Source organism: Lentzea sp. NPDC037011 (genome assembly GCF_055607425.1).
Genome location: NZ_JBVJRT010000005.1, coordinates 106822 through 133497, shown reverse-complemented (window position 1 = coordinate 133497; position 26676 = coordinate 106822). Strand labels below are relative to the sequence as shown.

The window sequence follows — 26676 nt, the reverse complement described above, 5'->3', positions numbered from 1 at the left end:
CGTCACTCCTGCTTCTGGCCGGTGGCGAACCTGGTCACGATCAGCGCGAGGATGATCACCGCGCCGTACGAGGCCTTGATGTAGAACCCGGACACGCCCTGCAGCCGCAGGATCTGCTCCACGAGCCCCAGCATCAGCACGCCCGACAGCGCGCCGAACAGCGTGCCCTTGCCGCCCTGCAACGAGATCCCGCCGATCACCGCGGCCGCGAAGACCTGGAAGATCATGCCCTCGCCCTGCGTCGCGGCGACGGAGCCGAGGCGTCCGGTCATCAGGATGCCCGCGACGACCGCGAGCACCGAGCCGATGACCAGCACCAGCCACACCACCCGGTCGACCCGGATGCCGGCCGCGCGTGCCGCCTCGGAGTTGCCGCCGATGGCGTACAGCGACCGCCCGGCGCGCAGGTACTTCAGCACGAAGATCCCCGCGGCGTAGCAGACGATGCAGATCCACACCGCCGCCGGCAGCCCGAGCCACGTCGTGGAACCCAGGTACAGGAACGACTCCGGCACGTCGATCAGCGACTTGCCCTCGGTGATCGCGAGCTGCAGGCCGCGCAGCATGGTCAGCATGCCCAGGGTCACCATGAACCCGGACAGACCGACCTTGAGGATGAGGAACCCGTTCAGGCCGCCGATCACGACCCCGATCAGCAGGCACAGCGGCAGTGCCAGCCAGGCCGCCAGGCCGACGCCGAGGCCGCCGGACGACGCCGGAATGATCAACGCGACGGCCAGCGCGGGCGCGAGGCCGACGGTCGACTCGAGCGACAGGTCCATCTTGCCGACGACCAGGATCATCGCCTGGCCCAGCACCAGCAGCGAGAGCTCGCTCTGCTGGGTCAGCACGGCGATCAGGTTGCCGGAGGTGAGGAAGATCGGCGACAGGACAGAGCCGACGACCAGCAGCAGCACGATCACCGGGACCAGCGCCAGGTCCTGGTACCGCGCGAACTGGAACTTCTGCTTCCCGGGCGGTGTGGGCGCCGGGACGGGCGGAGTCATGGCCTTGGTCATTCCGCACTCATTCCTTCAATGGCAGAGATGAGCTCCTGGTCGCGCCAGCCGCGGGCGAACTCCCGCACCACCCGGCCGTGGAACATCACCAGAACACGGTCGCAGACCCGCAGGTCGTCGAGCTCGTCGGACACGACGATCGCCGCCTTGCCCCGGCGTGCCTGTGCGTCGACGACGCCGAGCAGCGACTCCTTGGACTTCACGTCGACCCCCGCGGTGGGGTTGATCAGCACCAGCACAGCCGGGTCGCCCGCGAGGGCGCGCGCCATCACGACCTTCTGCTGGTTGCCGCCGGACAGGTCCGACACCGGCTGGTCCGGTCCCGCGGCCTTCACGTCGTAGGAGGCGATCGCCGTCGCCCCCGCCGCGCGCTGGGCCCGCGGCCACACGAACGCGCCGGCGGTGCTCAGCGTCGCGTTCTCCGCGATCGACAGGTCGAGCACGAGCCCCTGGTGGTGCCGGTCCCGTGGCACGCAACCGATTCCGGCTTTCAGGGCCGACGGCACGTCACCGCCGCGCACCGCGGTTCCGTCCACCGAGATCGTTCCCCCGGACGGTTTGCGCAGCCCGTAGACGGTCTCGGCGAACTCGTGCTTGCCCGACGACGCGCTGCCGGCCAGGCCGATCACCTCGCCGCGCGCCGCCGACAGCGTGACGTCCGAGAACGCGTCACCGCTCAGCGCCGACACGGTCAGCACGGCTTCGGCCGACGACGGCCGGTCGGCGCCGCTGGGCACGTTCAGCCCGCCCGCCTCACCGGTCATCGCCTCGATGAGGGCGGGTTTCGACATCTCCGCGACCGGTGCGGTGACGACGTGCCGCGCGTCGCGGTAGACCGTCACCGTCTGGCAGACCTCGTAGACCTCCTGCAGGTGGTGGGAGATGAACAGGAACGTCACCCCCTTGTCCTGCAACGACCGCATCCGCGCGAACAGCCGCTCGATCGCCGGGCCGTCGAGCTGCGCGGTCGGTTCGTCGAGGATCACGAACCGCGAGCCGATCGACAGCGCCCGTGCGATCTCGACGAGCTGCCGCTGCTCGACGGTCAGCGCCGAGACCAGCGCGTCCGGGTGGACCGCCACGTCGTAGGTCTCCAGCAGCTCGGCCGCCTCGCGGCGCAGCCTCTTCCAGCTGATCAGCCCGCCGCCGAGGTCCTGCCGGTTGATGAACAGGTTCTCGGCGACCGACAGCTCCGGCACGACCGTCGACCTCTGGTACACGCACGCGACGTGCCGCCGCCAGGCCGCCCGGTCGGCGACCGGGGGCGCTGGTTCGCCGAAGAACGCGACCTCGCCCGCGTCCGGTACCTGCATGCCGGTCAGGACGGAGACCAGCGTCGACTTGCCGGCGCCGTTGCGCCCGACGAGCGCGTGCGACTCACCGGCGCGGACCTCGATGCCCACGTCGTCCAAGGCGAGGGTGCGGCCGAACCGCTTGGTGACGCCACGCGCGGTGGCTGCGAGCTCGCTCATCCGCCGATCTGGTTGCCCCAGAAGGCCTTGTCGTCGACGTTGTCCTTGGTGATCAGCGGTGCCGCGAGCTGGTCCTCCATGCGGCCGCCGCCGGTGTCGACGATCGTCGAGTCGTGGTCGGTCTTGCCCGGCTGGAACGTCTTGCCCTCGACCGCGGCCTTGGCGTAGAAGAGCGCCCACTGCGCGTAGAGGTCGGCCGGCTGGGAGACGGTCGCGTCGATCTCGCCCTTGCGGATCGCCTCCAGCTCCTGCGGGATGCCGTCGTTGGAGACGATGAAGATGTGCTTGGGGTCCGTCGGCGGGACGATGAGGTTCTTCTGCCGCAGCACCTGCAGCGTCGGGGTGAGGAACGCGCCGCCGGCCTGCAGGTAGATGCCGTTGATGTCCGGGTGCTGGTTCAGCCGGGTCTGCAGGGCCGCGGACGCCTTGGCGCCCTCCCAGTCGGTCGGCTCCTCGAACACGGTGATGCCGGGGAAGTCCTCCTTCATGCAGGCGGCGAACGCCTCGGAGCGGTCGCGGCCGTTGACCGACGACAGCGCGCCCTGGAACTCGACGACCTTGCCCTTGCCGCCCAGCTTCTCGCCGAGGAACTTGCAGGCCTTCTCGCCGTAGGCCTTGTTGTCCGCGCGCACGACCATGTAGGTCTTGCCCTTGTCCGGGCGGGTGTCGACGGTGACGACGGGGATGTTCGCCTTCTCCAGCCGGTCCAGGGTGGACGCGATGGCACCGGTGTCCTGCGGGGCCATGATGATCGCCTTGGCGCCCTGCGACTGCAGCGACTGGGCGTTGGCGACGAGGTTCTCGACCTTGTTCTGCGAGTTGGTGGGGTTGAGCAGGTTGACGCCGAGGTCCTTGGCCTTCTCCGGGAAGTACTTGATGTAGGAGTTCCAGAAGTCGGTGTCGGCGCGCGGGTGGTCGGCGCCGATCGGGCCGACGCCACCGGCTCCCGCACCGCCGGCGCCGCCACCGCCGCAGGCGGACAGTGTCAGGGCACCGGCGAGGGCGAGGCACACCGCGGCGGTGAGGTTGCGACGCTTCATCGTTGAGCTGCCTTTCATTGCTGCTGGGGACGCAGGCGCAAGCCGTACATGCCGCCGTCGACGGCGAGGACCGTGCCGGCGGTGGAACCCGACAGCGGGCTCGCCAGGTAGGCGATCGCACCCGCGACCTCGTCGGCGGAGACGAGCCGGCCGTGCGGCTGGCGGGCCTCCAGCGCGGCCCGTTCGGCGGCCGGGTCCGGTGCCGAGTCGAGCAGGCGGCCCACCCACGGGGTGTCCGCGGTGCCGGGGGCGACCGCGTTGACGCGGATGCCCTCGCGGAGGTGGTCGGCGGCCATCGCGAGGGTCACCGCGTGCACCGCCCCCTTGCTGGCCGAGTAGAGGGCGCGCTGCGGCAGCCCGGACCACCCGGCGATCGAGCCGGTGTTCACGACCGCCGCTGCCGGCGAGTTGCGCAGGTGCGGCAGCGCGGCCCTGGTGACGCGGACGATGCCGAGGACGTTGACGTTCAGGACCTTCAGCCACTCCTCGTCGGAGTTGCCGGCCACGTCGCCCTGGGCGCCGATGCCGGCGTTGTTCACGACCACGTCGAGGCGCCCGAACCGCCGCACGACCTCGTCGACGGCGGCCCGCACGCTCTCGTCGTCGGAGACGTCCGCGCGGATGCCGGTGAGCGGCTCGGGCACGTCCGGGTTGAGGTCCAGCGCCGCGACGGTCGCTCCCCTGCTGCTCAGCAGGGTCGCCGTGGCGAGGCCGATGCCGGACGCACCGCCCGTGACGACGGCGACGAGGCCTTCGAAGTCAGTCATCCGCGCGCTCCAGTTCCGTCCACACGGGACCTCCGGGGTACGCGTAGTCGACGAGCGTCTCGTCCTTGAGCTGCGCGGAGAACCCCGGCGCCGTGGGTGCCAGGTAGCGGCCGTTCTCGACGACGGCGGGGTCGAGGAAGTGCTCGTGCAGGTGGTCGACCCACTCGATCACCCGCTCGCCGACCTCACCGGAGACGGCGACGTAGTCGAAGAACGACAGGTGCCTGACCAGCTCGCACAGGCCGACACCGCCGGCGTGCGGGCACACCGGCACGCCGAACTTCTTGGCCAGCAGCAGGATCGCGATGTTCTCGTTCACACCGGCGACCCGGCAGGCGTCGAGCTGCAGCACGTCGATCGCTCCGGCCTGCAGCAGCTGCTTGAACACCACGCGGTTCTGCACGTGCTCGCCGGTGGCGATCCTCATCGGGGCGAGCGCCTCGCCGATGGCGCGGTGGGCCAGCACGTCGTCCGGTGAGGTGGGCTCCTCGATCCAGTACGGGTCGTACGGTGCCAGCTCGCGCATCCACCTGACCGCGGTGCCGACGTCCCAGCGCTGGTTCGCGTCGACCGCGACCCGCACCTCGTCGCCGACGACCTCGCGGGCGAGCTTCATCCGCCGCACGTCGTCGTCGAGGCTGCCGCCGACCTTGAGCTTGATCATGTCGAAGCCGTCGGCGAGGGCCTGGCGGGCGAGCGTCGCGAGCTTCTCGTCGGAGTAGCCGAGCCAGCCCGGTGACGTCGTGTAGGCCGGATATCCGTCGCGGGCAACGGACTCCGCGCGTTCTGCCTTGCCGGGCTCGACCGCGCGCAGCAGCCGCAGCGCCTCGTCCGGTGTCAGCGCGTCGGAGAGGTAGCGGAAGTCGACGAGCCCGACGACCTCCTCGGGTGTCATGCGGGCGAGGAACCGCCAGACCGGCAGCCCGGCGCGGCGGGCGGCGAGGTCCCACGCGGCGTTGACGACCGCGCCGATCGCCATGTGCGCCACGCCCTTCTCCGGGCCGAGCCAGCGCAGCTGCGAGTCGCCGATCAGCTCGAAGTACAGCTCGCCCAGCGCCTGCGCGGTCTCCGGCACGGCCTTGCCGACGACGTGCGGGGCCAGTGCCTTGATCGCGGCGGCCTGCACGTCGTTGCCGCGGCCGATGGTGAACGCGAGCCCGTGGCCCTCCGGTCCGTCGTCGGTGCGCAGCACGACGTAGGCGGCGGAGTAGTCGGGGTCGGGGTTCATCGCGTCGGAGCCGTCGAGCTCGCGCGAGGTCGGGAAGCGGATGTCGAGCACGTCCAGTGCGGTGATCGTGGGCATGGGCTCAGGCCTGCCCGAGGGTCTGCCGCTGCTTGCCGAGGCCCTCGATCTCCAGCTCGACCACGTCGCCGGCGCGCAGGTACGGCTTGGGCTCGGGCTGGCCGAGCGCCACCCCAGCGGGTGTACCTGTGTTGATGACGTCACCCGGACGAAGGACGAGGAACTGGCTGAGGTAGCGCACGACCTCCGCGATCGGGAAGATCATGTTCTTGGTGGTGGAGTTCTGCTTCAGCTCGCCGTTCACCCAGAGCCGCATCGCGAGGTCCTGCGGGTCGGCGATCTCGTCTGCGGGCACGAGGAAGGGGCCGAGCGGGTTGAACGTCTCGCAGTTCTTGCCCTTGTCCCAGGTGCCGCCGCGCTCGATCTGGAACTCGCGTTCCGAGACGTCGTGCGAGAGCACGTACGCGCCGACGCACGCCAGGCCGTCCTCTTCGGACTCCAGGTAGCGGGCGGTGCGCCCGATGACGACGCCGAGCTCGACCTCCCAGTCGGTCTTCACCGACCGGCGGGGCACGAGCACCTCGTCGTACGGTCCGACGACCGTGTCCGGCGTCTTGAGGAACACCACGGGTTCGCCGGGGATGTCGGCGCCGGTCTCCTCCGCGTGGTCGCGGTAGTTGAGGCCGATGCAGATGATCTTGCCGGGGTGCGCGAGCGGCGCTCCGACCCGCACCCCCTCGGTGTCGAGCGCCTGGAGCTCGCCCGCGTCGAGGGCGGCGCGGACGCGGGCGACACCGCCGTCGGCGAGGAAGCCGCCGTCGATGTCGGGGGTGATCGGCAGGAGGTCGTACGTCGTCCCGTCGCCGGTCCTCACCGCGGGACGTTCAGCGCCGACCGGTCCGAGCCGCAGAAGCTGCACGGCGGTTCCTCCTCTGCTCACACCGCACGAAATACATCGGATGTATAGCCCTGCCGAGGCACTCGCGTCTAGGCCCTGACGTGAAGTCGTCCGATGACTAGGAGAGGTTGATCATGAATTTGGCCATCGCGTCACTCCTGGTGGGCGCGCTGCTGACACCCGTTGCTTCGCCGCCGGATGTAACCGTTTTCGTCGAGCTGACCTCGGCCCCGGCGGTCGAGTCGAGGGACGCTTCTCAGGCGCGTTCCGCACGGGAGCGGATCTCCGAGCACGTGTCGCGGGTCGTGTCCCGGTCCGGTGGGAAGGAGGTTGCGCGAACGACCAACGCGGTGCCCGGCGTCGTCCTCGCGGTCGGCCGTTCCCACCTGTCGGAACTGGCGCGGATGCCCGAGGTCCGCGCGGTCCACCGGATGGTCCCGAAGGAGCCGTCCAACGCCTCCGCCGTCCGGCTCACCCGCACCTCCGACGTCTGGCGGTCGCTCGGCCGCCTCGGCGAGGGCGTCCGGATCGGCGTGATCGACACGGGCATCGACTACCGGCACGCGGACTTCGGCGGCGGCACGTTCCCCACGGCCAAGGTGGTCGGCGGGTACGACTTCGCGGGCGACGCCTACACCGCGGGCAAGGCCCCGCCGGTGCCGGACGCGGACCCGCTGGACTGCCAGGGCCACGGCACGCACGTGGCCGGCACGGCGGCCGGGTTCGGCGTGAACGCCGACGGCTCGACCTACCGCGGCTCGTACTCGTCGGTCGACCTCGACTCGATGCGGATCGGGCCGGGAACGGCACCGCGGGCGTTGCTGTACGCGCTGAAGGTGTTCGGCTGCCGGGGTTCCACCGAACTGACCGCGAAGGCGCTGGACTGGGCGCTCGACCCGAACGGTGACGGCGACTTCTCCGACAAGCTCGACGTGGTGAACCTGTCGCTGGGCAGCAACTTCGGCGCACCGGACGACCCCGACTCGCTGTTCGTGCGCAAGCTGGTCGAGCACGGCGTGGTCGTGGTGGCGGCGGCGGGCAACGGCGGCGACCTCTACGACGTGTCCGGGTCGCCGGGCAACGCGCCGGGCGTGATCTCCGTGGCGAACAGCAGGGACGCGGGCGAGGTGCTCGACGGCGTCGAGGCGCTGGGACAGCGGTGGCCGGGCCAGTACAGCATCGGCTACAAGGACCCGATCGACCTGACGCTGCCGGTGGTGCGGCTGAAGTCCGGTGTGGACGGTTGCGAGCCGATCAGCGAGCCGTTGGCCGGCAAGCTCGTCTGGCTGGAGTGGGACGACGACGACGCGACGCGCGCCTGCGGTTCCGGTCCGCGCACGGACAACGCGTGGCAGGCCGGCGCGGCCGGGGTGCTGCTGCCGACGACGTTGCCGGCGTTCGCGGCCGGCATCGCGGGCAACGCGCACATCCCGGCGTTCCAGCTGACGGCGGCCGCGGCCACGGCGCTGCGGCCCGCGCTGGAGGCCGGGACGCTGACGGTGCGCCTGGCGTCGTCGCTGAAGCGCGCGGTGCCGTCGGTGACGCCGGAGATCGAGGACACGATCACGCCCTCGTCGTCGCGGTCGCGGTCGGCGATCTCGGTGGCCGCCCCCGGTGACACGATCTTCTCCGCGGCCTCGGGAACCGCCTCGGACGGTGTGTCGATGGGCGGCACGTCGATGGCGTCGCCGCACGTGGCGGGCATCGCGGCCCTGCTGCGCGAGGCGCATCCGCGGTGGACGGTCGAGGAGATCCGCGCCGCGCTGGTGAACACGGCCTCCGGGGTGGTCCGGTCCGCGTCCGGCGTGCGGGAGGCGCCGATGCGGGTCGGTTCCGGCCGGGTGGACGGGCTGGCTGCGCTCGGCGCGGACGTGCTGGTGCTGGGCGACGCGTCGTTCGGCACGGTCGAGGTGGACGGGCCGGTGCAGGCCACGCGGACGTTGCGGGTGGTCAACAAGGGCACGGAACCGGTGCGGCTGAACCCGTTCTACGAGCCGATCACGAAGGTGCCGGGGGTGGCGTTCTCCGTGTCGCCGTTCGTAGTGGTGCCCGCAGGCGGGTCGGCGCCCGTGCGGGTGCAGCTGCGGATCACGAACCCGGCGGCGCTGCGCAAGACACCGGACCCGAGCGTGTCGCTGGCCGACGGCCGGCAGTTCCTGGCGGAGGCGTCCGGGCTCGTGCGGTTCACCGGCGACCGGTCGTTGCAGGTACCGGTCTACGCGGCGCCGAAACCGGTGTCGCGGCTGTCGGTGTCGTCCGGCCGGGTCACCGGGCAGGGCTTGGACCAGGGCGAGTTCGTCGCGCGCATGACCGTGCTGGAACTGGGCGCGCGCTCACCGCGGCTGCCCGCGTGCACCCCGGAGGTGCGCGACGGCTGCACCGCGAACCGGACGGCCCGCGGCGCCGACCTGCGGTACGCCGGCGCGACCGCGACGCCGGAGCTGCTGGCGTTCGGCGTCGCGACCTGGGACACGTGGCAGAACCAGGGCGGCAACACCCGGCCGCGGGTGCGGTTCACGGTGGGCGGCAAGGAGTTCCTGACCGAGGCGGTCAAGCAGGAGGGCGCGGACGGCACCGTGACGGCGGACGTGTGGCTCGCGCGCACGACCGACGTCGCCTCCGACGAGGTGGTGGACGAACAGCCCCTCAACGGCCTGGCCGGTTCCACCGACACCAACCTCTTCGACAGCGACGTGGTGGTGCTGCCGGTGTCGCGCTCGGTGCTGCCGACCGGCCCGGTGACGTACACGGTGGCGGTGGCCAGCCGCTACCCCGCGCCCGCCGACGCCGACGAGCTCGTGGACGTGACCGAGCCTGCCGTCTTCGCCTACGGGACCGAGGTCCCTTCACTGTCCACTGTGGTCCATCCGGGTGATCGAGTTCCGCCGGGCACCCTGGTGTTCTTCCACCACAACGCGACGGGTGACCGCGCACTGGCCGGGTGACACCCGGTTGGGCGTGCCACCGGTGGCCTGACCTCGGCATACTCGGTCGTCATGGATCTCGTGGTCGGTCTGGACGCCGGTGGCACGTCCACCAGGGCAGTGGTGCTCGACCTCGGCGGCGCCCGGCTGGGCCAGGGCCTCGCCGGCGGCGCGAACCCGAACTCGCACCCACCCGCCCTCGCCGCGGCCCACATCGGCGAGGCCCTGAAGGAGGCCCTCGACGGCCTCGACACCCGCCGCGTCCGCTCCGGCGTCCTGGGCATGGCAGGCGCCTCCCGGATGTCGGACCCGGCGGTGTCGGCCCTGTTCGAGGAGGCCTGGGAACGCGCGGGCCTGCACTGCCCGATGCGCGTGGTCACCGACTGCGAGGCGGCGTTCGCCACGGGCACCTCCTCCGCCGACGGCACCGTGCTGGTCGCCGGCACGGGCTCCATCGCGGGCCGCATCGTGGACCACCGCATGGTCGGCCAGTCCGGCGGCTACGGCTGGCTGCTCGGCGACGACGGCTCCGCGTTCTGGTTGGGCCGCGAGGCCGTCCGCGCCACGGTGCGCCTGCTGGACCTGGACGCGCCGCTGGAGGGGCTGGCCACCGCGGTGCTGACGACGGCGGGGGTGCGCGGGCGCGGTGCGTTGATCACCGCGGTGAACTCCTCGCCACCGATCGCCCTCGCGCGCTTCGCCCCGCTGGTGTCGGCCGCCTACCACCACGGGGACCCGGCGGCGCTGTCGATCGTGGCGTCGGCGGCGCGGTTGCTGGCGGACATGGCCTCGGCGGTGCGCGCGCCGGAGGACACGTCGCCGATCGTGCTGGTGGGTTCGTTGATCAAGACACCGGTGGGGGTGCACCTGAAGCAGGAGCTGCAGGGGCGGTGCGGTGCGCAGGTGATCATGGCGACGGAAGGGGCCGTGGGGGCGGCCTGGCTGGCGGCGGTGGACGTGCTGGGCCCGGACGCGCCGCGGCCCAGCCGGTCATGAGGCCAGCAGCCTGCCCGAGTGCGGTGTCCGCTCGCGGTAGGCCCGGAGCAGCCCGGCGTGCACGTCGTCCACGTGCTCGGCGGCGTCGTCGTTCCACACCAGCGTGATCCGGCGGTACAGCGGGTTGCCGGTGATCGGTTTGAGCAGCACGCCCGGCGCGTCCTGGCCGGGGAAGAACCCCGCCACGGCACCGGTCGACCGCACCAGGTCGGCGGCCACCGCGGCATCGGCACCGAAGTGCGCGCACCGGGGCGTGAACCCGACGGCCTCGCAGGCCTGTTCGAGGTTGAGCCGGCCGCCGTGGTTCTCGTCCGGCACGACCCACTCCTCCCCTGCCAGCTCGGACAGCCGCACCTCGCTGCGGCCCGACAGCCGGTGGCCCACCGGGACGCCGATCAGCATGCGTTCCGTCACGACACCGCGCAGGCCGATCGCTTCGGGAAACCGCAGTGGGCTGCGCGGGAACTCCACCACCAGGGCCAGGTCCAGCTCGCCCGTGCACACGAGCTCGAGCACGGTGTCGCCGCCGCGTTCGACGTGCGTGGTCTGCGGCAAGCCGGGCAGCACCTCGCGCACGGCCCCGACCAGCAGCCCGGTGGGCGACCCCGCCACGCCACCGAGCCGGATGCCCGAGTCACCCCGCCGCACCAGCCGGTGCGAGGTGACGATCAGGTCGTCGAAGCGTTCGACCAGGTCCTGAGCCCGCAGCACGACGTGGCGGCCCAGTTCGGTCAGCTCGACGCCGTCGGTGCGACGCAGGAACAACGGCCCGCCGAGGCTCGCCTCGATCCTGCGCACCTGGGCTGTCAGTCCGGCCTGCGCGATCTTCAGCTGCGTGGCGGCCCTGGTGATGCTGCCCGCACTCGCCACGGCGAGCACCACGTGCAGATGTCTGAGCTCCATTCGCACTGACGAAGCCTAGGGCAGTGGAGGAGCGACAAACACGGCCACGCGGGTGTCACCAAATGACCTTTCTGCGGCCCGCGCCGACCCTCGGATTGCTCCGTTCGGCCGATAAACCGGGAGTTATCGGAACCTCACACCTACCGCTGCGCGCACCGGCTGCCTCAGGCTGCTGTCGACCACCGGATGACACCAGGGGTGAGGCCATGAGGAAAGCGTTGCGGCTGCGACGCCTTTCCCGTCAGCAAGACGACAGGTACCTCTTCGTACCGCTGGACCACAGCGTCTCGGACGGCCCGGTCGTGCCGAGGGACCGGTGGCACGACCTGATCAGCGCCGTCGTGCAGGGCGGCGCCGACGCGGTCATAGTCCACAAAGGACGCGTGCGCACCATCGACCCGGCCGTGCTCGGCGGTTGCGGGTTGATCGTGCACCTCAGCGCGGGCACCGCGCACATGGCCGACGTCAACGCCAAGGTGCTCGTCGGTGAGGTCGACGAGGCGTTGCGGCTCGGTGCCGACGGGGTGAGCGTGCACGTCAACATCGGCTCCGACACGGAGGCGCGTCAGCTGGCCGACCTGGGTACGGTCGCGGCGGCGTGCGACGCCTGGAACGTCCCGCTGGTCGTGATGATCTACGCCAGGGGACCGCGCATCGGAGACCCGCGCGACCCGGCCCTGCTGGCGCACGTCGTCAACATCGCGACGGACCTGGGCGCGGACATCGTCAAGACCAACCTCGCGCACCCGGCGGAGAACATGGCGGACGTCGTCGCGAACTGCCCGCTCCCCGTGCTCGTCGCGGGCGGCGCCGCCTCCTCGCACAGCCTCGCCGGGCACGCGCGCGCCGCGATGGCCGCCGGCTGCGCGGGCCTCGCGGTGGGACGGCGGGTCTTCGCCTCACCGACGCCGATGCAGCTCGTCGCGGAGCTCGCGGCGATCGTGCACACGCCCACCGACACCAGCCTCATCGACGCACTGACAGCCTTGGAGAACCGGTGAAGTTCGCCTGGATCGACCTCAGAACCGTCCCGGAAGCGCAGCGCACCGCGGTGGTCGACGCCGCCGTGCACAGCCGCGTGGCCGGAGTCGTCGCGGACGATCCCGCGCTGCTCGACGACCTCCCTCCCACGATCACGCGCGTGCTGCTGGCGGACGAGCCCGTCGAGAGCCCGCACCTCGTGGTCGTGCCGGTGGACGAGCAGGACGAGCTCGACCGGCTGCCCACGCGGTCGGCGTCCGTCACGGTCGGCGACGACCGCACGCTCAAGCTCGCCTGCGCCGCGGCGGAGCGCCTGGACCACACCGTCGTCACGTTCACCGACCCGACCAAAATCCCCCTGGAGATCGTGATCGCGGCCGCGCACGGCGCCCCCGGCAAGCTGGTCACGGTGGTCTCCGACCTCGTGGAGGCCGCGATCGTCCTCGAATGCCTGGAACACGGCTCCGACGGCGTCCTGATGGCCCCCGCCGACGCCACCGACGTGTTCAAGCTCGCCCGGCTGCTCGAAGCCACGTCCCCGCCGCTGACGCTGACCACGCTCACCGTGGAGGCGTTGACCCACAACGGTCTGGGCGACCGCGTCTGCGTCGACACCGCCTCGCACTTCGCCGAGGACGAGGGCATCCTCGTCGGCTCCTTCTCGTCCGGCTTCGTGCTGTGCTGCAGCGAGACGCACCCGTTGCCGTACATGCCGACGCGGCCGTTCCGCGTCAACGCGGGCGCGCTGCACTCGTACGTCCTCGGACCGGCGAACCGCACGAACTACCTGTCCGAGCTGCGGTCCGGCAGCAAGGTCCTCGCCGTCAACGCCGACGGCCGCACTCGCGAGCTGACCGTGGGCCGCGCCAAGCTGGAGTCCCGCCCGATGCTCACGATCACCGCGCGCTCACCGGAGGGCGTCGTGGTCGACCTGATGGTCCAGGACGACTGGCACGTCCGCGTCCTCGGCCCCGGTGGCAAGGTGCTGAACGTGACCGAGCTCCGACCCGGTGACGAGCTCCTCGGCCACGTCGCCACCGAGCAACGGCACGTGGGCCTGCCGATCGGCGAGTTCTGCAAGGAGTCCTGACATGCGCGCGTTCATCACCGACCTGCTGCACCGCCACGGCGACGAGGTGCCGTTCCTCAGCCACCGCAGCACGGTCACGCACGGGTTGTTGCGCGCCGATGTCACCGCTCAGGCCCGTCGTTTCGCCGCTGCGGGAATCGGGGAGGGCAGCGCGGTCGCCGTCCAGGTGCCGCCGAGCTTCAGCCAGCTCGAAGCCGTGCTCGCGTTGTGGAGCAACGGTGCGCAGGTGATCTCGATCGACCACCGCCTGACGCCGACCGAGACCGACGTCCTGCACTCGTTGACCCGCCCGGAGTTCCTCGTGCACCCGAGCGGTGCGGCCGCCTCCGGCTTCCAGGAGCGGTACGACCTGGTGACCACCCGCGCGGACGGCCTGCCCGCCGCCACCGACCACCCGCTGGTCCAGTTCAGCTCCGGCTCGACGGGCCGGCCGAAGGTGATCGGGCGCAGCACGTCGTCGCTGGCGGACGAGGTCGCGCGGTTCGAGGCCGCCGAGGGCATGGTGCGCCGCGGTGAACGCCTGCTGCTGCTGAACTCCCCCGCTCACAGCTTCGGCATGGTCGGCGGCCTGCTGCACTCGCTGGCGGCGGGCGTGCACCTCGTCTTCGCGGAAAGGCCCACCGCGGCGGCGATCCTCCGGCAGGCGCGGGACTTCGAGGTCGACTTCGTCACCGGCCAGCCGTTCCACTTCGACCTGCTCGCCGCCTCCCCCGATCCTTCCGCGCTGCGCACGGCCCGCGGGGCGTTCGCCGGCGGCGAGCTCATGCCGCAGGACGTCGCCTCCCGCTTCCAGGCCACCTACGGCATCCCGGTCGGCGAGTGCTTCGGCACCACCGAGACCGGCGCGCTGACCATGGCCGTCGGCGGTACGGTCCGCCCGTCCGTCGGCCCGCTGATGCCGGGCGTCACCGCACGGGTCCGCGACGGCCTGGTCGAGGTGGCGCTGCCCGCCACCCCCTACCTGTCCGAGGACGGCCCGTCGCGCTTCTCCGGCGGCTGGTTCCGCACGGGCGACCGGGGCGAGTTCACGCCCGACGGCGAACTGCGCCTGCTCGGCCGCTCCGACTCGCTGGTCGTGGTGCGCGGTTTCAACGTCGACCTGACCGAGGTGGAGAAGGTCCTGTGCGGGCACCCGCAGGTGACCGAGGCCATCGCGCTGGGCCAGCCGGAGATCCGCGCCTACGTGAGCACCCGGAGCACGACGCTCACCGCGCGCGCCCTGTCGGAGTGGTGCGCGGAGAGGCTCGCCGAGTTCAAGCTGCCCCGGCACATCCACGTGATGGACGCGCTCCCGCGCACCCCCACCGGGAAGGTCGTGCGGAGCGCGGAGCCGCTCCACGCGTCCTACCTGCGGGCGCGATCACTGCCCGACCCCGGCTGAGCACCTGGTTCCGGCACCTGCGGGTGCCGGAACCCCGGATGCCCGGAGGGCAGCGCCTTCCGCAGCACCCACCCCGACACCAGGATGCACACGACCTGCAACGGCCATGACAGCGCCGCGCGCAGCGTGGCCAGCCAGAACACCTGGGCGTCGAGCCACAGCGGCGTGAACACCGCCACGCGCAGCACGTACTGGGCGACCCACGGCCAGGAGGCGATCGAGTAGGCGCGCAAAAGGGCAGGATCGCGCCGCCACCGGGTCTTCTGCCCCAGCAGGGTGCCGACCACCACGCCGAGCAACGGCCAGCGCACCGCTGTCGACCCGGCCCACGCCAGCGCCGACGCGACGTTCGACAGCAGCTGGATCAGGAAGAAGTCCTCGACGCGGCCCGTGTACAGGGCGATCAGGGCCGCGGCCACGACCAGCAGCACGGAGAGCACCACGGCGCGGGGTTTCTCGCCGCGCACGAAGCGGATGACGCCGATGACGACGCCGCACAGCACCGCGGCGACAGCGCCTGCTCCGATCGAGTGGCCCCAGACGAGCCAGCCCGCGACGAACGCCAGTGGGGGCAGGGAGGCGTCGAGGGCGCCGCCTCGGCCTCCGAGCAGTGATGCGAGCGACTCCTGGCGCACGTCGGTCATGTTCCCAGACTGCCTTAGGTCAGCCTAAGTCAGGTAACGGAGCTGTATCGGGGATTGACCGCGGTGAACCAGGTCACTACCGTCTCCACGAAATCGTCTGGAAAGTTAACAGACAGGAGCTGACCCAATGCGTGCCGGAAGCCCACGACTGCTGCGGGAGATCAACGACCGCGCAGCCATCGAGGCTCTGCTGCGCAACGGGTCGCTGACCCGGTCGGAGTTGGAGGGCCTCATCGGTCTCTCCAAGCCGGCGACCGCACAGCTGCTCACCCGGCTCGAGACCGCCGACACCGTCGTCCGCAACGGACTGCGCGGGGGCGGGCGGGGGCCGCGGGCCCAGCTGTGGTCGGTCAACGGGACCCTCGCGCACATCGCCGCCGTCGACCTCACCCCCGAGTCGGTCGACGTCGCCATCGCGGACATCTCCGGTGCCGTGCTCACCGAGCACAAAGCGCCGATGCCCGCCAAGCACGGCGTCGTGGAGGCGTTCGCCGGCGCGGTCGGCACCGCGTGCGCGCAGGCCGGTCTGGGTCCCGAGGAGCTGCTGCACGTCGTGGTGGGCTGTCCGGGTGCGGTGAACCCCGCGACCGGCGAGCTCGCGTACGCACCGCACCTGCCCGGCTGGAACGGCTTCGACGTGCCAGGCCGGCTGCGCGAGCGGCTCGGGACGTCGGTGAGCGTCGAGAACGACGTCAACCTCGTCGCACTGGAGGAGATGGTCGCCGGGCGGGCCACGGAGGTGCGCGACTTCGTCGTCATCTGGCCAGCCGACCTCGTCGGTGCCGCCGTCGTGATCAACGGGGTGCTGCTGCGCGGCGCCTCCGGTGGCGCGGGCGAGATCGACGGGTTGATGATCCCCGACCGCGCGACCGCCGACACCGACACCGACCGCTCCGGCGGCACGTACGGCGAACTGCTCAGCAGTGCTTCGATCTGCAAGCTCGCCAAGGCCCACGGGCTCGCCGCGCGCAACGGCCACGGTGCCGTGCGCAAGGCGCTGGCCGCGGGTCCCGCGGGCCGTGAGTTCCTGGCCGACCTCGCCAGGCGCATCGCCACGGGTGTGGCCGGTGTCGTCGCGGTGCTCGACCCCGAGCTCGTCCTGCTGTCCGGCGACATCGCCCAGGCAGGCGGAACCACGTTGAACGACCTCGTTGCCGCGGAGCTGCGGCAACTGGTGGTGCCCAGGACCCCTGTGCAGCTGGCGCTGGTGACCGGGAAGCCGGTGCGCTCCGGCGCACTGCACTCGGCGCTGGCCGTCGCGCGCGAGCAGGTGTTCGGCCTGCCGGCAGCCACCACCGCACCATTCCGCGGCCCCGTGGTCGCCGGGTCCCCACGTTGATCGAGAAGGAGTGCACATGCGCAAGCACACCCGTGCTGCCTTGCTCTGTGTCGCCGCAGCGCTGACCCTCACCGCATGTGCGGCGGGCAAGGGTGGCGGCGCCGGTTCCGACGCCGCAGCTGCTCCCGGCAAGGACGACAAGCTGACGCTCACGGTCTGGAGCAACTACTCCGACCGCGAGCTCGAAGAAGTCACGAAGGCCCTCAAGACGTTCAACAAGAAGTTCCCGAACATCGAGATCAAGCACGAGGGCTCGCAGGACGACGACAAGATCACCGCGGGCATCCGGTCGGGCAACACGCCGGACGTCGCGCTGTCGTTCACCACCGACAACATCGGCCAGTTCTGCTCCTCCGGAGCGTTCCAGCCGCTGAAGGCCTACATCGACCGCGACAAGGTCGACCTGAACCAGCTCTACCCCGCGGTCCAGGAGTACACCGAGTACAAGGGCAACCGCTGCGCGATGCCCATGCTCACCGACGTGTACGCCATGTACTTCAACAAGGACCTGCTGGCGAACGCCGGCGTCACGAACCCGCCGAAGACGCTCGACGAGCTCTACGACGCGGCCGTCAAGGCGACCAAGAAGGCGCCCAACGGCGACATCGAGGTCGCGGGCTACCTGCCCACCATGGGCTTCTACGCCAACCGCCCGACCATCCTCGCGCCGTCGTTCGGCGCGGAGTGGGATAAGGACGGCAAGTCCGCGCTCTCGACCTCGCCCGGCTTCACCGAGATGATGACGTTCCAGAAGAAGCTCGTCGACTTCTACGGCTACGACGCGCTCGAGCGCTTCCGCGCGGGCCTGGGCCAGGAGTACTCGGCCGACCACGCGTTCCACCAGGGCAAGATCGCGATCATGATCGACGGTGAGTACCGCACCGCGTTCCTCAAGGCGCAGGCACCGCAGATCAAGTTCGGCACCGCCCCGTTCCCGACGTGGAAGCCCGCCGACTACGGCACGGCGTTCACCACCGGCACGATCATGGGCATCCCCAAGGGCGCCAAGAACCCCGGCGCCGCGTGGGAGCTGATCAAGCACCTGACGTTCGACACCGACACGATCGTCGACCTGTCCAACGCCATCAAGAACGTGCCGAGCACCAAGGCCGCCATGGAGAGCCCGAAGCTCCAGGTGGACGAGCAGTTCAAGACGTTCATCGAGCTCGCCAGGAGCGACAAGCTCAAGGGCAACCCCGTCACCCCCATCGGTGACGCGCACATCAAGGCCGTCACCGACTTCTCGGTCTCCTACCAGTCCGGCAAGGTCGCGGACCTGGCGGCGGGCCTCAAGGAGGTCGACAAGAACATCGACGACCAGATCGCCAAGAGCGGCAAGTAGGGGTCCACGAGATGACCGCCACGCTCGGCGCCCGGCCCGCCCCCGGCAAGGGGCGGGCCCGTGCCCGCCACCGTCTGGCCGTGCTCGGGTTCATGGCCCCGGCCCTCATCGGCTTCGTCCTGTTCTTCGGCTACCCGCTGATCGCCACGGTCGTGTTCTCGTTCACGAAGTACGACCTGATCAACCCGCCGGAGTTCAACGGCCTCGACAACTACGCGTTCATGTTCAAGGACCCCTTGCTGGTCAAGGCGATCACGAACACGCTGTGGTTCGTCGTGGTGCTCACGGTCGCGCGGACCGTGTTCGCGCTGGGCGTGGCGTCGGTCATCGCTCGCTTGAAGTCGGGCGTCGGGTTGATCCGCACGCTCTGCTACCTGCCCTCGCTGGCGCCGCCGGTGGCCGCGACACTCGTGTTCTTCATGGTGCTGCGCCCCAACGGCGGCCCGGTGGACAGCGTCCTCGGCTGGTTCGGCCTGGACTCGCCGCTGTGGTTCTCGGACCCGGCGTGGGCCAAGCCCGGCATCACCGCGATCATGCTGTGGATCTCCGGCGACCTGATGATCATCATCCTGGCCGCGATCCTCGACGTGCCGCAGGAGCAGTACGAGGCCGCCGAACTCGACGGCGCCGGCCCGGTCCGGCGCTGGTGGCACGTCACGCTGCCGACGATCTCCCCGGTGCTGCTCTTCGGCGTCGTGAACTCGGTGATCCTCGCGCTGCAGCTCTTCACGCAGGCGGTCGTCGCCGGGTCGGCCGGCTCGGGCGCTGCGGACGCGACGGGGTCGACCAAGTACCTCGGGTTCCCGGACAACTCCACGCTGACGTTCCCGGTCTACCTGTACACGCAGGGCTTCCGCTACTTCGACATGGGCTACGCGGCCGCGATGGCCACGGTCCTGTTCATCATCTCGTTCGCCGTGACCATCGTGCTGGTCCAGCGGATGCGCAAGAACTCCACGGCTGAGGAAGGGGGTCCGGGAGCATGACCGCCACACTGGCCACACCGCCGGTCGACGTCACCGCGGAACCGGAGCAGCCGCGCCGCAAGCGCGACGTCGGGGGCTTCCTCAACTGGGTCGCGACCCACGCGATCGGTCTCGCGCTCGGCCTGATGTTCGCCACGCCCGTCGTGTTCGTCTTCCTCACCGCCGTGATGTCGGACGACCAGGCGTTCACCTCGAACCTGTGGCCGCGCGAGTGGCACTGGGAGAACTTCGTCGAGGTCTTCGACAAGGCACCGCTGCTGGAGTACCTGGTCAACAGCCTCACGTACTCCCTGCTCGCGACCGCGGGCATGCTGATCTCGTCGATCCCCGCCGCCTACGCGCTGGCGAAGCTCCAGTGGCGCGGCCGGAACGTCGCGTTCATCCTGGTCATCGGCGCGATGATGCTGCCACCGCAGGTCGTGGCCGTGCCGCTGTACGACACGTGGTCGTCGCTGGGCCTGACGGGCACGCTGTGGCCGTTGATCGTGCCGTACTTCCTGTTCGACGCGTTCAGCATCTTCCTGCTGCGCCAGTTCATGCTCACGATCCCGCAGTCCTACGTGGACGCGGCACGGGTGGACGGCTGCTCGGAGTTCCAGGCGCTGGTGCGGATCATCGTGCCGATGGCGAAGCCGGGCATCGCGGCCACCGCGCTGTTCTGCTTCCTCTTCACCTGGAACGACTACTTCGGCCCGCTGCTCTACACGGGCGAGGTGAAGGACCAGTGGACGTTGTCGCTGGCGCTGGCCACGTTCAAGGGCATGCACATCGTGCAGTGGAACTCGTCGATGGCGGTGACGTTCCTGACGATGGTCCCGGCCGTCGTCCTCTTCGTCTTCGCCCAGAAGTCGTTCGTCAAGGGAATCACGTTCACGGGGGTCAAGGGATGAAACTCACCGTCGTCGGTGGCGGGTCCACCTACACACCGGAGCTGATCGACGGCATCGCCGGCCGTCGCACCAGCCTGGCGGTGGACGAGATCGTCCTCGTCGACCCGGACCAGCACCGCCTCGGCCTCGTCGGGCCGTTCAGCCAGCGGCTGCTGGAGCACGCGGGACACCCGGCGAAGGTGCGCACCACCTCGTCGCTCGAAGAAGGCGTCGAGGGCGCGTCGGCTGTCCTCCTGCAACTGCGGGTGGGCGGGCAGACGGCGCGGGCCTCGGACGAGACGTTCCCGCTGACCTGCGGGTGCGTCGGCCAGGAGACCACCGGCGCGGGAGGCCTCGCGAAGGCCCTGCGGACCGTGCCGGTGGTCCTGGACATCGCGGACAGGGTGCGGCGCATCGCCGGGCCCGACACGTGGATCGTGAACTTCACGAACCCGGTCGGGATCGTGACGCGCGCGCTGCTGCAGGAGGGTCACAAGGCGATCGGCCTGTGCAACGTGGCGATCACGTTCCAGCGCTGGACGTCCGCGCTGCTCGGCGTGGACCCGGCCACCGTGGAGCTGGAGCACGTCGGCCTGAACCACCTCACGTGGGAACGCGGCGTCTTCGTCGACGGTGTGGACCGGCTGCCGGAGCTGCTCGCCGACCACGTCGACGGGCTGGCCGAGCACATCGGCATCGACGGTGCGCTGATGCGGCGGCTGAACATGGTGCCGTCGTACTACCTGAACTACTTCTACAACCACGACGCGGTGGTGCAGAAGCAGCTCGACTCGCCGCCGCGTGCGGAGGTCGTTGCCGCGGTGGAGAAGGAGCTGCTCGACATCTACGGCGACCCGTCGGTGGTGACGAAGCCGGAGCAGCTGTCGCAGCGCGGTGGCGCGTACTACTCGGAGGCCGCCGTGCAGCTCGTGCACGCCCTGACCGGTGGCGCGGGTGCCGAGAGGCACGTGGTGAACGTGCAGAACCGCGGCACGCTGCCGTTCCTGCCCGACGACGCCGTGATCGAGGTGTCGTCCACTGTGGACGGCAGTGGTGGCACGCCGTTGCCGGTGCGGCCGGTGGAGCCTTCGATCTCCGGCCTGATCTCGCACGTGACCGCCTACGAGCACCTGGCGCTGGAGGCCGCGGTCCGCGGTGGCCGCGACCGCGTGGCGAACGCACTGCTCGCCCACCCGCTGATCGGCCAGCACGCCATCGCGGACCGGCTGGCCGACGAGCTGATCGCGCAGAACCGCGATCTGCTCCCGTGGGTGAAGGGAGCCTGACGACGATGACGGACCGGGTGCTCGCGATCGACGGCGGCAACAGCAAGACCGCTGTGCTGCTGGTCGACGCGGACGGCAGGGTGCTCGCGCAGGTGCGCGGGCCGGGTGCGCCGCCGCAGACCGTCGGCATGAAACGCGGACTCGACGTGTTCGAAGGTCTGGCACGCGAGGCCGCGGCCCTGGCGGGCCTCGACCCCGACGAACCGATCGCCACGCACACAGCCGCCTACCTGGCGGGCGCGGACCTGCCGCGCGAGGAGGAGGACCTGACCCGCGCGATCACCGAGCGGGGCTGGTCGCAGTCCGTCGTCGTCGGCAACGACACGTTCGCGCTGCTGCGTTCCGGCACGGCCTCCGGTGTCGGTGTCGCGGTCGTGTGCGGTGCCGGCATCAACGCGGTGGGCGTCGCGGCCGACGGCCGCACGCACCGGTTCCCCGCGCTGGGCCAGATCTCCGGTGACTGGGGCGGTGGCGGTCACCTGGGTGAGCAGGCGCTGTGGCTGGCGGTGCGCGCAGAGGACGGTCGCGGTGCCGGCACGGAGCTGCTGCCCGCGCTGCTCGCGCACTACGGCGAGCGGTCGATCGCCGCCGTGGTCGAGAAGCTGCACTTCCAGGAGGTCGAGTTCGACCCGCACGTCCTCTGCCCGATCCTGTTCGAGGTGGCGGGCGGCGGTGACGCCGTGGCGCAGGCCGTGGTGGACCGCCTGGTCGAGGAGATCGTGCTGCTCTCGACGGTGTCGCTGCGCAAGCTCGACCTGCTCGGCGAACCCGTCGACGTCGTGCTCGGCGGCGGCGTGATGACCGGCACCGGTGAGGCGGTGCTCGGGCCGGTGCGGTCGCGGGTGCTGGAGGTGGCGCCGCTCGCGCAGGTGCGGGTCGTGGACCTGCCGCCGGTCGTCGGGGCGGCGTTGCTCGGACTGGACACCATCGGCGCCTCACCGGGTGCGGAGCTGCGGCTGCGGTCGGCGTACGACGACCACCTGCCCGCGGTGGACTCCGCGGTCGCGGTGGGCAGCCACTAGACCCCGTCTCAGGGGGCGGACCGGCGGCGGCGCCCCCTGAGACGGTCCCAAGACCCCTTCCCGAGGGGGAGCTGACAACGGCGGCGGCGCTTCTCCTCGGGAAGGCCCACGGCCCTCGCAGCGGCGTCACGCGCCGATGTCGCCGCGGGGGCCGTCGTCGTTCCCGGCTCCGGCCGCGGGAACGGTCAGCGCCGCGACGGAGCCGGTGTCCGCCGCCAGGGCGCGACGGGCGGGGAGGTCAGCGGCGGCAGCACCACCGACGGCAGCACGGTCGGCACGGCCCTGCGCGCGGTGGGGGCCACGGGACGCACCACGGGGTTGGAGTGCGGTGGCGGCGTCACGGGCCGCGCGGGGACACGCCGGGCGGTGATGGGGTGCGCGGGAGCGGGCCGCGTGGTCGCGGCCGGTGAGGGCGTGAACTCCATCGGCGGCCGGGTGCCGCCCTCGGTCGGTGCGGCGGCCTCCGGGGCGGACGGGGGTGTGGCGGTCTCCTGGGCCGGGTTCAGCACCGCTGCGGCGAAGATCGCGGCTGTGATGAGTGCGACACCCAGGGAGACGGACGGAAGCGGCAAAACCGAACGCACCCGGCAGAAGCTAGCGACCGGAAGAGACGAATCCCCCTGAACCGCCTCAAGCTTCGCTCGATCGAGTGGTAAAAGGATCATCACCCACTGCGACGAGTCCCGGGCTGCCGCAACCGACGGTGGCGTAACCGGTGGCCGGTTGTGCATGCTGACCAGTCGCCGCGAACGGGAGCCGCGGGTGAAAGGGGGTTGTTGTGCTGCGCTGGAACAGTCTGGTGTCCCTGGGGGACAGTTTCACCGAGGGGATGGACGATCCCGGTCCAGGGGACACCTATCTCGGGTGGGCGGACCGGTTGGCGGGGATGATCGCCCGTCGGGCACCGGAGTTCCGGTACGCCAACCTCGCGATCAGGGGCAAGATGCTGCAGGAGATCGTGGACGAGCAGGTGCCGCTCGCGATCTCGCTCAAGCCGGACCTGGTGACGTTCTGCGGGGGCGGCAACGACATCCTCGTGCCGAACAGCGACCCGGACGCGCTGGCCGAGGTGTACGAGGTGGCCGTCGCCGACCTGCGGGCCGCCGGGAGCGACGTCGTCATCTTCACCGGGTTCGACACGCGGTCGACCCCGCTGCTGCGCAGCATCCGGGGCAAGATCGCGATCTACAACACGCACCTGTGGTCGATCGCCGAGCGGTACCACTGCCGGATGGTGGACCTGTGGGCGATGCACGTGCTGCACGACCGTCGCGCGTGGAGCGCGGACCGGCTGCACCTGTCACCAGAGGGGCACCAGCGGGTGGCGCTCAAGGCGTACGAGGTGCTGGGGCTCGCGGACGACCACGCGTGGAACGTGCCGTGGCCGGTGCTGGAGCAGGCGGACTGGGTGACCCAGCGCAAGGCCGACCTGAAGTGGGCGCGGGAGCACGTCGTGCCGTGGATCGGGCGGCAGCTGCGCGGGGAGTCCATGGGGGACGGTCTGGCGCCGAAGCGGCCGGAGCTGCTGCCGCTGGTCCGCTGCTCCGAGGAGAACCTGCAGTGACGTCGAGGGCCGACCGGCACTCTCCCCCGAATGCCGGTCGGCCCTCTTCGGTGCAGGCGCCGCCCCCTCGGTGATTCCCCCACTCGGCGGCCTGCACGTCCAACATCCCATTTTTTGGGACCAGTCGACTAAACGCCCGCTAAACCTCGGACGACAACGCGTCCAGGGCGGCCCGCACCTCCACCACGCGGGCCGAGTTGACCTGCGCGAACAGCCGCAGCGCCGCGGTCAGCTCCGCTGAGGCCGCACCCCATTCCGAGCGCTGGAGCAGCACCCCGGACAGCACCTGCCTGGCGAAGCCCTCGGTGTAGGTCATCGCCGCGGCGGCGGCGAGGTCAACGGCCTGCCGGGCCAGTGCCTCCGCGTCGTCGAGGTGGCCCGCCTGCAGGTGCAGCTCCGCGAGGTTCGCGAGGCCGTCGACGAGTGCGGGCTGGTCGCCGGAGCGGCGGTAGACGTCCACGGCGTGCGCCTGGTGCCGCAGGGCGACGTCGACGCGGCCGCGGGCCTGTTCGACCTGGGCGACGTTGTTGAGGCCGTGGCCCTCGCCGACCAGGTCACCGGACTGCTGCGCGAGCTGCACGGACTCCCAGAAGTGCAGCAGTGCCTCGTCGTGCTGCTTGAGCCGGAACAGCACGTCCGCGAGCTGCGCTAGCGTCAGCACGAGGTACTGGCGTTCACCCAGCTCGGTGGCCAGGCGGTGGGCGCGGCGGGCGTCGGGCAGCAGCACCGGGCGGCCCAGCCGGGCGTTCGTGACGTAGGTGGTGTCGAGCATGAGGACCTGGCCGAGCCGGCTGCCGGTGACCTCGGCGGCGGCCGTGCCGAAACCGACCAGCGCGAGCCACTCGCCGGTCAACGCGCGCACGGTCGCGTAGGGGTGCAGCATCCGGACCAGCTGCCAGACCTGGTCGTGCAGGCCGGACTCGGCGGCGGCGTGCACGACCGCGACGATGTTCGGCCACTCCCGGTCGAACCACGCGACCGGGTCGTCGTAGCCGGGCAGCGACGTGGACCCGTTGTCCCCCAGCGCGAAGTCCAGGCCGTCGCGGGCCGGCCGGATGGCGCGGCGGACGTGGTCGCAGGCGACGAGGTAGTAGTTCACCAGGCGCCGCAACGAGTCCACGTCCGCGCGGCCGGAGCCGCGCACGTACAGGCGCACCAGCTCGTGCATCGTGAAGCCGTCCGGCCACGGTTCGACCAGCAGGTTGACCTCGACCAGCCGCTCCAGCCGGTCCCGCGCCGACTCGACCCGGATGCGGGTGAGCGCGGCGACGGCGTGCGAGGACATCCAGCGGCCGGGCGCGAGGCCGACGGAGGTGAACACCTGGCTCAGCTCGGAGGGCAGGTCGCGGGTCGACAGGTCGAGCGCCCGCGACACCCCCACGCCCGCTTCCGGCAGGTCCAGGCCGCGCATCCGGTGGCCGTCGTCGGCCAGCTCCCCCACCAGCTCCTCGACCGTCCACGCAGGACTGATCACCAGCTTGGCCGCGGCCACCCGCAGCGCCAGCGGCAGACCGCCGCACAGCTCGGCGAGCTTGCGCGCGGCGACCGGGTCCTCCGTCGACAGCGGCCGGCCGAGCACGTCGTCGAGCAGTGCGCGTGCGGCCTCCTCGGCCAACGGCCCGAGCTTGCGCACCCGCGCGCTGTTGGTGACGACGAGCCGTTCCATCCGGCTGCGGGAGGTCACCAGCACCACCGAGCCGGAGCCCGGCGGCAGCAGCGGCAGGACCTGGTCGAACCCGGTCGCGTCGTCGAGGACCACGAGCACGCGGCGGCGGTTGAGCAGGGAGCGGTAGAGCCCGATGCGGTCCTCCACGGCGACGGGAACGCCGTCGGCGGGCACGCCCAGCGCCACCAGGAACCGGGTCAGCACCTCGCCGGGTTCGGCGTCGCCGAGCGAGGCGAACAGCACGCCGTGCGGGAACATCTCGCTGTTCTCGTGCCCCCACGTGATCGCGAGGGCGCTCTTGCCGACGCCGGGCGGGCCGGTCAGCACGGCCACCGTCGTCGCGAGCAGGTTCCTGGTCGCGCAGACGTTGTCGAGCCACCTGCGATCGTCGTCCCGGCCGAACAGGCGCGACGCGGACGCGGGCAGCAGCGCCGGTGCGACGATGCCCGCGCGGGGCGCCACCGGCCGGCTGTCGACCGCGCCGAGGAGGCTGAGCGCCGGGTCGTCGCGCAGCACCTGCTCCTGCAGCAGCCGCAGCTCGGGTCCGGGGTCGAGGCCGAGCTCGTCCACCGCGCGGCGCTGGAACCGCTGGTAGGCCTCCAGCGCGTCGGCCCGCTGCCCGGACCGGTAGAGGGCGCGCATGCTGTGCGCGACGAGCCGTTCGCGGAACGGGAACTCCGTGCACAGCCCGCGCAGCTCGCCGACGAGCTCCAGGTGGCGGCCCAGCTCCAGCTCGGCCTCGATGCGCTCCTCCAGCGCCGAGAGCCGCAGCTCCTCCAGGTCGGAGGTCAGCGGGTCGCCCGGCACGTCCGCCAGCACCGGCCCGCGCCACAACCCGAGGGCCTCGCGCAGCAAGCCCGCCCTGATGGCGGCGGGCTTGCCGCGCGACGACGCCACGAGCTGCCGGGCGCGGTGCAGGTCGAGGCGCCACGGGTCGACGGTCAGCTGGTACCCGGTCGGCGTGGTGCGGATCTTCGCGGAGCCCGACGGGTCGGCCTCCTCCAGCACCCTGCGCAGCCGTGACACGTAGCCGTGCACGATCGTGCGGGCCGTGGCCGGCGGCGCGTCCGTCCACAGCGCGTCCACGATCTGGTCGATCGAGACAGGTCGGTTCGCCTCGACCACCAGCATCGCGAGCAGACCGCGCATGCCGCGGCGGCCGAGCGTGACCACCCGGCCGTCCGCGAGCACCTGGAGTGGACCGAGCACGCCGAACTCGAGTCCGGTTTTGCTCCGCATGCCCC

22 protein-coding genes are annotated in these 26676 nt (G+C 71.3%); 12 read left to right on the top strand and 10 right to left on the bottom strand.

Going from position 1 to position 26676, the window contains the following annotated elements; all coding sequences use genetic code 11:
• Nucleotides 1-2: 2 nt before the first annotated feature.
• The 6 genes from ACZ7CH_RS16065 to ACZ7CH_RS16040 are packed head-to-tail and all read right to left on the bottom strand — an operon-like array spanning nt 3 to nt 6460.
• The gene (locus tag ACZ7CH_RS16065) at nt 3-1019 is read right to left on the bottom strand and encodes an ABC transporter permease (protein WP_360385368.1); all 1017 of its coding nucleotides are present in this window, start codon (nt 1017-1019) and stop codon (nt 3-5) included.
• Nucleotides 1016-2491: a sugar ABC transporter ATP-binding protein gene (locus ACZ7CH_RS16060; RefSeq protein WP_470374244.1), complete on the bottom strand. Its 1476-nt coding sequence runs from the start codon at nt 2489-2491 to the stop codon at nt 1016-1018. Before ACZ7CH_RS16060 ends, ACZ7CH_RS16065 begins: the two co-directional genes overlap by 4 nt.
• A complete protein-coding gene (locus tag ACZ7CH_RS16055; RefSeq protein WP_360385364.1) occupies nt 2488-3531 on the bottom strand; it encodes a sugar ABC transporter substrate-binding protein in 1044 nt (347 codons plus the stop codon). Before ACZ7CH_RS16055 ends, ACZ7CH_RS16060 begins: the two co-directional genes overlap by 4 nt.
• A gap of 14 nt (nt 3532-3545) precedes the next feature.
• A complete protein-coding gene (locus ACZ7CH_RS16050; RefSeq protein ID WP_360385362.1) occupies nt 3546-4298 on the bottom strand; it encodes an SDR family NAD(P)-dependent oxidoreductase in 753 nt (250 codons plus the stop codon).
• Nucleotides 4291-5601, bottom strand: coding sequence for an enolase C-terminal domain-like protein (locus ACZ7CH_RS16045; protein ID WP_470374243.1), 1311 nt, complete (start codon nt 5599-5601; stop codon nt 4291-4293). Before ACZ7CH_RS16045 ends, ACZ7CH_RS16050 begins: the two co-directional genes overlap by 8 nt.
• Nucleotides 5602-5605: 4 nt before the next feature.
• A complete protein-coding gene (locus ACZ7CH_RS16040) occupies nt 5606-6460 on the bottom strand; it encodes a fumarylacetoacetate hydrolase family protein (RefSeq protein ID WP_360385358.1) in 855 nt (284 codons plus the stop codon).
• Nucleotides 6461-6573: 113 nt separating this feature from the next.
• On the opposite strand from ACZ7CH_RS16040, the gene ACZ7CH_RS16035 reads away from it, so the two are divergent.
• Together ACZ7CH_RS16035 and ACZ7CH_RS16030 are read left to right on the top strand one after the other, a co-directional pair.
• Nucleotides 6574-9384: a S8 family peptidase gene (locus ACZ7CH_RS16035; protein WP_470374242.1), complete on the top strand. Its 2811-nt coding sequence runs from the start codon at nt 6574-6576 to the stop codon at nt 9382-9384.
• A 51-nt stretch (nt 9385-9435) separates the two neighbouring features.
• Nucleotides 9436-10359, top strand: a complete 924-nt coding sequence (locus tag ACZ7CH_RS16030) for an N-acetylglucosamine kinase (protein WP_360385354.1) — start codon at nt 9436-9438, stop codon at nt 10357-10359.
• Here the strand turns inward: ACZ7CH_RS16030 and ACZ7CH_RS16025 are convergent.
• Nucleotides 10354-11262: a LysR family transcriptional regulator gene (locus ACZ7CH_RS16025; RefSeq protein ID WP_360385352.1), complete on the bottom strand. Its 909-nt coding sequence runs from the start codon at nt 11260-11262 to the stop codon at nt 10354-10356. The two genes, ACZ7CH_RS16030 and ACZ7CH_RS16025, sit on opposite strands and share 6 nt — an antisense overlap.
• Nucleotides 11263-11468: 206 nt before the next feature.
• Between ACZ7CH_RS16025 and ACZ7CH_RS16020 the strand changes: the two genes are divergently transcribed.
• The 3 genes from ACZ7CH_RS16020 to ACZ7CH_RS16010 are packed head-to-tail and all read left to right on the top strand — an operon-like array spanning nt 11469 to nt 14714.
• Nucleotides 11469-12263, top strand: coding sequence for a 2-amino-3,7-dideoxy-D-threo-hept-6-ulosonate synthase (locus ACZ7CH_RS16020; protein WP_360385350.1), 795 nt, complete (start codon nt 11469-11471; stop codon nt 12261-12263).
• Nucleotides 12260-13333, top strand: a complete 1074-nt coding sequence (locus ACZ7CH_RS16015; RefSeq protein WP_458429598.1) for a 3-dehydroquinate synthase II family protein — start codon at nt 12260-12262, stop codon at nt 13331-13333. Before ACZ7CH_RS16020 ends, ACZ7CH_RS16015 begins: the two co-directional genes overlap by 4 nt.
• A 1-nt stretch (nt 13334) precedes the next feature.
• The gene (locus ACZ7CH_RS16010; RefSeq protein WP_470374241.1) at nt 13335-14714 is read left to right on the top strand and encodes a class I adenylate-forming enzyme family protein; all 1380 of its coding nucleotides are present in this window, start codon (nt 13335-13337) and stop codon (nt 14712-14714) included.
• Here ACZ7CH_RS16010 and ACZ7CH_RS16005 read toward each other — a convergent pair.
• Nucleotides 14678-15358, bottom strand: a complete 681-nt coding sequence (locus tag ACZ7CH_RS16005; protein ID WP_360385344.1) for a DUF3159 domain-containing protein — start codon at nt 15356-15358, stop codon at nt 14678-14680. The two genes, ACZ7CH_RS16010 and ACZ7CH_RS16005, sit on opposite strands and share 37 nt — an antisense overlap.
• 127 nt (nt 15359-15485) lie before the next feature.
• On the opposite strand from ACZ7CH_RS16005, the gene ACZ7CH_RS16000 reads away from it, so the two are divergent.
• The 6 genes from ACZ7CH_RS16000 to ACZ7CH_RS15975 are packed head-to-tail and all read left to right on the top strand — an operon-like array spanning nt 15486 to nt 22202.
• A complete protein-coding gene (locus ACZ7CH_RS16000; RefSeq protein WP_470374240.1) occupies nt 15486-16697 on the top strand; it encodes an ROK family transcriptional regulator in 1212 nt (403 codons plus the stop codon).
• A gap of 16 nt (nt 16698-16713) precedes the next feature.
• On the top strand, nt 16714-18039 hold the full coding sequence (locus ACZ7CH_RS15995) for an ABC transporter substrate-binding protein (RefSeq protein WP_470374239.1): 1326 nt from the start codon (nt 16714-16716) through the stop codon (nt 18037-18039).
• An 11-nt stretch (nt 18040-18050) separates the two neighbouring features.
• Nucleotides 18051-19025, top strand: coding sequence for a carbohydrate ABC transporter permease (locus ACZ7CH_RS15990; protein WP_470369578.1), 975 nt, complete (start codon nt 18051-18053; stop codon nt 19023-19025).
• Nucleotides 19022-19915, top strand: coding sequence for a carbohydrate ABC transporter permease (locus tag ACZ7CH_RS15985; RefSeq protein WP_360385336.1), 894 nt, complete (start codon nt 19022-19024; stop codon nt 19913-19915). Before ACZ7CH_RS15990 ends, ACZ7CH_RS15985 begins: the two co-directional genes overlap by 4 nt.
• A complete protein-coding gene (locus ACZ7CH_RS15980) occupies nt 19912-21180 on the top strand; it encodes a 6-phospho-beta-glucosidase (protein ID WP_470369579.1) in 1269 nt (422 codons plus the stop codon). The genes ACZ7CH_RS15985 and ACZ7CH_RS15980 overlap by 4 nt, the downstream gene beginning before the upstream one ends.
• A 5-nt stretch (nt 21181-21185) precedes the next feature.
• Entirely contained in the window at nt 21186-22202 is a 1017-nt protein-coding gene (locus ACZ7CH_RS15975) for an N-acetylglucosamine kinase (protein WP_470374238.1), read from the top strand.
• Nucleotides 22203-22387: 185 nt separating this feature from the next.
• Here ACZ7CH_RS15975 and ACZ7CH_RS15970 read toward each other — a convergent pair whose 3' ends face one another.
• On the bottom strand, nt 22388-22786 hold the full coding sequence (locus ACZ7CH_RS15970; protein WP_458429602.1) for a hypothetical protein: 399 nt from the start codon (nt 22784-22786) through the stop codon (nt 22388-22390).
• 194 nt (nt 22787-22980) lie between these two features.
• On the opposite strand from ACZ7CH_RS15970, the gene ACZ7CH_RS15965 reads away from it, so the two are divergent.
• Nucleotides 22981-23766: an SGNH/GDSL hydrolase family protein gene (locus ACZ7CH_RS15965; RefSeq protein ID WP_470374237.1), complete on the top strand. Its 786-nt coding sequence runs from the start codon at nt 22981-22983 to the stop codon at nt 23764-23766.
• A 139-nt stretch (nt 23767-23905) separates the two neighbouring features.
• Here ACZ7CH_RS15965 and ACZ7CH_RS15960 read toward each other — a convergent pair whose 3' ends face one another.
• Nucleotides 23906-26671 carry an AfsR/SARP family transcriptional regulator gene (locus ACZ7CH_RS15960; protein ID WP_470369582.1) on the bottom strand — a complete coding sequence of 922 codons (2766 nt, stop codon included), beginning with the start codon at nt 26669-26671 and terminating at the stop codon, nt 23906-23908.
• Nucleotides 26672-26676 lie beyond the last annotated feature (5 nt).